Raw genomic sequence first — 6,025 nt, 5'->3', positions numbered from 1 at the left:
TGTGACACGGCACGCCCGCCTCGCGCAGCCGCTCGGCGTAAGCGAGGGCCTCGTCGTGAAAGAGATCCAGCGTGCCGACCCCGATCCACGCGGGCGGGAGCCCGCTCAGGTCCGTCCGACGCGCGGGGACCGCGACCTGCGGGTTCGCGTTACCCAGGTATGCAGCCCACGCGAACCGATTACTGGCCTTGTCCCACAGCCGCATCCCGCGTTGGTCGAGGTTCTTCCGCTCGGTGGTGCGATCGTCGAGCATTGGATAGGTGAGCAACTGGCCCCGCAGTTGGACCTCATCGCGATCGTGTGCCAACTGCGCCAGGGCGGCAGCCAGCCCGCCGCCGGCGCTGGCACCGGCGATGGCGACACGGGAGCTATCCACGGTTGGCTGATCGGCCAGCCAGCACAGCGCGAGGTAGCAGTCCTCCAGTGGCACGGGGTACTGATGCTCGGGAGCCAGTCGGTAGTCCACCGACGCGACGGTGGCACCGAGCTCGTGAGCGTAGCGGCGGCACAGCTCGTCATCCTGGCCGGGGCTGCCGATCAGGTACCCGCCGCCGTGGATCCACAGCAGACCAGGGCCGGCGGCGCTCCCAGGGGCGCGATAGACCCATACCCGAACACCGGAGTCCAAGGTGACTACCTCGACGCCCTTCGGCGGACGCCGGTGAGGAAGCCTCGTCAGCCTGCGGATGAACTTCAGGCTGAACGGGGTGATCACCGATTTGGGCAACTCGCGACCGATACGGCGCAACTCAGGGTGAAACGGAACGCCGGGCATGCCATCAGTCTGACGTCAAGGGCGGACTCCCCGGCCCGCTTTGGCTGGAGTCGCCGAATACCTTGCGGCGCATGATCGTTCGGGATGGTTCCGCACGCCGAGCGTGACGCCACTGCGAGAATCCGGCACCAGATCGACGGTGGCGTCACGTTCGACAAGAGGTACCGGATGAACTTCGGCATCGTCGAGCACGGGTGTCCCAGATCACTTGTGGGCGCTTGAATTCCCCTCGCGACGAATAGATCGATAGCATTGCGAACGATATCGGCACCGATGCAGCTGCCGCGCTCGTGATTCCGCAGAAGCTTCGCTCGGCCCGTGCCCCCAACCGCTGAACGTGCAGACGAGCTACTGCGCGGGAACAAACCCCGCCCCGATGAAGTTGGAGAGACGCGTGCCAGGCCCGACTCGGTTGACCAACCGCCCCGACGATGCGAGGCCTCGCCGAATGGTTCCTGCAGACCTCGATGGGCGGGGCTGATGCGCCAGGGCCCACTGGCCGGGCGGTATCCCGCCGTCGCCGCCATGGTCACGCTCGCGTTGATTCCGTACCTGGCGTTGTCCGCGGCCTTCGACCCGCTGGTACCGATCATCTCCGAGCAACTGCACATGAGCGCCCAGGCACTGAGCCTGAGTTCGGGGTTGGGCAATGCGGCCTACGCCGTCGGCACGGTGCTGGCAGTCCAGTTCGCCCAGCACCTGCCGCAGCGCAGGATGCTGCTCGGCTACGCAGTCGTCCTCGTCGTCGGGTCAGTACTCGCCGCGGCCGCGGCGAACCCGACCATGTTCATTTCCGGACACGTCCTGCAGGGCTTGGCCACCAGCATGCTGTTGATCGCCGCCGCGCCACCGCTGACGATCGGCTTCCCCAAGGACAAACTGCGCCACACCGCGGTGATCATGAACATGTGCGTGTTCGGGGCGGTCGCCCTCGGTCCGTTCGTCGGCGGCGCGCAGGCACAGGCGCACGCCTGGCGACCGCTGTTCTGGATCGTCGCCGCCATCGCACTGGCCGCCCTGGTGATGGCCGCGTTGACCTTCGACGACGCCCCACCGGCCGACCTCGACGCACCACGTGATCTGTGGGCCATCGGATTGGCGGCCGCCGGCTGCGCCGCCGGCTTCATCGGCGCCGCGCAACTCACCACCCACGGATTCGCCGACGCGGCCGTGAGCGCCCCACTGTTCGGTGGCCTCGCGTTGATCGTGGCCCTGATCGTCTACCAGTTCCGGGCCCGTCGCCCGCTGCTGACGATCCGCACGATGCTGACCAGTTCGATCCCCGTCGCCGGTGTCGGCGTCGCGCTGTTCGCCGCGGCCGCCTCGGTCGCAGCGACCGCGCTGACCGCCAACGTCCTGTTGCAGACCTACAGCCCCGTTCACGTCGGGCTGCTCTACCTGCCCGAACTCGGCGGCGCCATCGTCATGGCTTTCGTGTTCGGCATCGTCATCTCCCGCAAGGCGATGCACTACCTACCGCTGGTCGGCATGGCGCTGCTCGCCGCAGGAATCCTCGTGTTCCACGTCGCCCTGCCCGCCAACCAGCCCCTGGTCCTGCTCGGGTCGGCATTGACGGGCCTCGCACTCGGCGCCACCGTCGCACCCGCGCTGTTCGTCGCGGGCTTCTCCCTGCAATCGGCGAGCCTGCAGCGCGTCTTCGCGATCATCGAACTCCTACGGGCGGTGGCCGCGTTCATGGTCGCGCCGATCCTCGCTCACTTCGCGGTGACGGCGGCGACCGACCTCAACGTCGGCACCGGCTACGCACTCTGGATCGGATTCGGGCTCGCCGTCGGCGGCGCCGTCTTCGGGGTGGCGATCTACGTGCTCAGCGGAGCACGGCCGCAACGCCCCGACCTGGACGAGTTCATCGACGGCGACTCCCCGGCCTGGTACTCGCCACCACTACTGGCCAGACTGCGTCCGGGCCTGCCCTCCCCCGCTGCCGTCGTCAAGACGGCCCCGAGCGTCACGACGTCGAACGGACGCGTTGCTCCGACCCAAGACGGGCCGATTCTCTTCGCCTACGACGGATCCGACCTCGCCGCGTTCGCGATCGCACATGCCGCCGCCCAGCTGGGTCCACGACGAGACGCACTGGTCGTGTGCGTCTGGCAGCCCGTCGAGGTCGGGTTCACGCCGACCGACACGACTCACTTCGACGCCGACCGGGCCCTCGAGGTACGGGTCGCCGCCGAACGGACCGCCGCCTACGGCGCATCGCTGGCCGACGACGCCGGATTCCTGGCGAGGAGTATCGCCGTCGAGGCGACGCCGACCTGGAAGGGCATCGTCGAGGCCGCCGAGGAACACGACGCGAGCCTGATCGTGGTCGGCCCGCACCGTCGCAGCGGGCTGCTGGGCCATCTGCAGGGCAGTGTGGCGGCCGCGGTCGTCGCACACTCGTCGATCCCCGTTCTCGCCATCCCGCAGCAGACCGTCGACCACTAGTTCGGCCCGACGGCCTTCGGCGACCGCACGTTCGTCCCGCACGCTTTGGATCGGGGCGTTTCGGGGAACACCAGGTCGCATGGCATCGGAAGCGGAGTACGACCTGGTGGTGATCGGCTCGGGCCCCGGCGGGCAGAAGGCAGCGGTCGCGGCATCCAAACTGGGCAAGAAGGTCGCGGTGATCGAACGCGGCTGGATGCTCGGCGGGGTGTGCGTCAACACCGGCACGATTCCGTCGAAGACGCTGCGCGAGGCCGTCGTCTACCTGACGGGGATGAATCAACGTGAGCTCTACGGCGCCAGTTACCGCGTCAAGGACAGGATCACCACCGAAGATCTGCACGTCCGAACCGCCCACGTCATCACCAAGGAAGTCGACGTGGTGCGCTCCCAGTTGATGCGCAACAAGATCGATCTCTTCACCGGGCACGGTCGGTTCGTCGATCCGCACACCATCGTCGTCGAGAACGACAACGAGGCCGAACACACCACCGTCAGCGGCGATCACATCGTCATCGCCACCGGCACCAAGCCCGCGCGGCCCGACGGCATCGAGTTCGACGACGAACGCGTGCTGGACTCCGACGGCATCCTCGGTCTGAAGAAGGTCCCTTCATCAATGGTCGTGGTCGGAGCGGGAGTGATCGGCATCGAGTACGCGTCGATCTTCGCCGCGCTCGGCACGAAGGTGACCGTGGTGGAGAAGCGTGAGTCCATGCTGGACTTCTGTGACGCCGAGATCGTCGAGGCATTGCGGTTTCATCTCAGGGAGTCGGCGGTCACGTTCCGGTTCGGCGAGGAAGTCACCGGCGTGCAGATCGGCTCGACGACAACGTTGACCACGCTGGCCAGCGGTAAGCGCATCGCCGCCGACACAGTCATGTATTCGGCAGGGCGGCAAGGGCTTACAGCGGGTCTCGACCTCGATTCGGCGGGCCTGGAAACGGATCGTCGCGGCCGCCTCGTGGTCGACGACCAGTTCCGCACGAACGTCGAGCACATCTTCGCGGTCGGTGACGTCATCGGCTTTCCCGCATTGGCGGCGACGTCGATGGACCAGGGGCGACTGGCCGCCTATCACGCCTTCGGAGAACCGGCGAACGACATGACCGCCCTGCAGCCCATCGGCATCTACACGATCCCCGAGGTCTCCTTCGCGGGGGCCACCGAAGCCGAACTGACCAAGAGCGCGGTGCCCTACGAGTTCGGCGTCTCCCGGTACCGCGAATTGGCGCGCGGCCAGATCGCGGGCGATTCCCACGGCATGCTCAAACTGCTGGTGTCCACCGACGATCGCAAAGTGCTTGGCGTGCACATCTTCGGCAGCAACGCCACCGAGCTGGTGCACATCGGCCAGGCGGTCATGGGCTGCGGCGGCACCGTCGACTACCTCGTCGACGCGGTGTTCAACTATCCGACGTTCTCGGAGGCGTACAAGACGGCCGCGCTCGACGTGACGAACAAGCTGCGGGCAGTGAACGAATTCCAACCCTGACGCCAGTCGTCGCGAACTGGCTGGTCGCGGGCTGCAGCCACGTCGCGAGGTTGCGGACGTAGTCCTTGAAGGTCGTCAGACGGGCCGGGTCAGCCTTGATCTGCGTGCCGGGCGGCTCCGAGACGAACGGCGGCGCCCCGCGATCGAGATCCCAGTTGTAGTCGGCGAAGTGGTGGAACGTCGACTCGGCGACCGCCCGGCCCATCGGATGGCCGTCCGGACCGAGCTCACCGTCCACCGCGACGGCGAGATTGAACCGCCGGCCCGTCGCGGTACTTCGACCCTGCGCCAGCACGGTGGAGTTGGGGACCGCCGCGGACACCCCGCCTTCGTGTGGGTGCGCGGGAAACCATTCGATCCGTCCGCTGGCCGTCCGCGTGGTGCGCAACAGCTCGTGCACGGGTTCCTGGGTCAGCACCGGCTGATAGTCACCGTTGGCGCCGGAATGGTAGTTCGGCCAGGAGATGGTCGCGGTGTCCTGGTCGTCGCACAGGGTGCTCGGATCGACGTCCGCGTCGTGGAACTGGTTGACCAGGCCGACCGACCCCAGTCGCAGCAGGCATCGGCCCAGGTGCTCGTGGTCGCGCGCAGTGAGCACTCCGCCGCCGTTTTCACGGAAACTCGTGATCGCCTTGGCTTCGGAATCGGTCAGCCCGTCACCGACATCGACGGCCATCAGCCACAATTGGTCGTAGCCGAGTTCGTCGAGACGGCTCAGAACCGGGTCATCGCGTCCCTGGCCCTCCCGGTTGCGCGCGATCACTTCGTGGCCGGCGTCCCGCAGCGTGTCGGCCAGCAGAGCGAAGTGGCTGACGTCCCAATCGTCGGGATCGGCCGCGATCGTGGTCTGCAGCAAGATTCTCGACATCGGAATTCACTCCTGCCCAGGACGTTTCGGCGCGAACGCTTCGGCAGGGACGCGCAGGTGCTCGCGGGCTGCGAGCTCGTCCTCATCGACGAGGGTCAGCATGGGTTGGCCGGGGACGCAGATCATCGTCACGACGAAACGGCTCTGGACGTCATCGCGGTTGTTGCCATCCGAGTAGTGGATGACGTCGCCGCCGGGTTCCCAGAACGCTTCGCCCGCATGAATGACGCGCGGCGGCTGCCCTTCCAGCTCGAAGAGCATCTCGCCTTCCAGCATATAGCCGAACGCCGGGCCGCCAGGGTGCCGGTGTGGTGGTGCGCCGCCGCTGCCCGGCGGGTAGGTGACCTCGACGGTCATCACGTGAGCGTCCTGCGGGATGAACGGCGGCTGCACTTCCTGCACTACCGTCAACGCGCTCTCCCACGCGGAATCGTAC

At 67.2% G+C, this 6,025-nt stretch carries 5 protein-coding genes; 2 read left to right on the top strand and 3 right to left on the bottom strand.

Going from position 1 to position 6,025, the window contains the following annotated elements; genetic code table 11:
* Positions 1-775, bottom strand: a 775-nt coding sequence (locus tag ACRDUX_RS37020) for an alpha/beta hydrolase (protein WP_526421885.1), incomplete at its 3' end; no start/stop codon positions are given.
* A gap of 480 nt (positions 776-1,255) precedes the next feature.
* Here ACRDUX_RS37020 and ACRDUX_RS37015 point away from each other — a divergent pair.
* Both ACRDUX_RS37015 and sthA read left to right on the top strand, forming a co-directional pair.
* Positions 1,256-3,226, top strand: coding sequence for an MFS transporter (locus ACRDUX_RS37015; protein WP_526421883.1), 1,971 nt, complete (start codon positions 1,256-1,258; stop codon positions 3,224-3,226).
* 79 nt (positions 3,227-3,305) lie between these two features.
* On the top strand, positions 3,306-4,721 hold the full coding sequence (sthA, locus tag ACRDUX_RS37010; protein ID WP_526421881.1) for a Si-specific NAD(P)(+) transhydrogenase: 1,416 nt from the start codon (positions 3,306-3,308) through the stop codon (positions 4,719-4,721).
* Here sthA and ACRDUX_RS37005 read toward each other — a convergent pair.
* Together ACRDUX_RS37005 and ACRDUX_RS37000 are read right to left on the bottom strand one after the other, a co-directional pair.
* Positions 4,633-5,589, bottom strand: coding sequence for a hypothetical protein (locus tag ACRDUX_RS37005; protein ID WP_526421879.1), 957 nt, complete (start codon positions 5,587-5,589; stop codon positions 4,633-4,635). The two genes, sthA and ACRDUX_RS37005, sit on opposite strands and share 89 nt — an antisense overlap.
* 6 nt (positions 5,590-5,595) lie before the next feature.
* The coding region (locus ACRDUX_RS37000; protein WP_526421877.1) for a cupin domain-containing protein at positions 5,596-6,025 on the bottom strand (430 nt) is incomplete at its 5' end.

It is taken from the genome of Mycobacterium sp. (assembly GCF_050701675.1).
Classification (GTDB): domain Bacteria; phylum Actinomycetota; class Actinomycetes; order Mycobacteriales; family Mycobacteriaceae; genus Mycobacterium.
The sequence above is the reverse complement of the archived record's forward strand: the minus strand, read 5'-3'. Positions and strand labels throughout refer to the sequence as shown.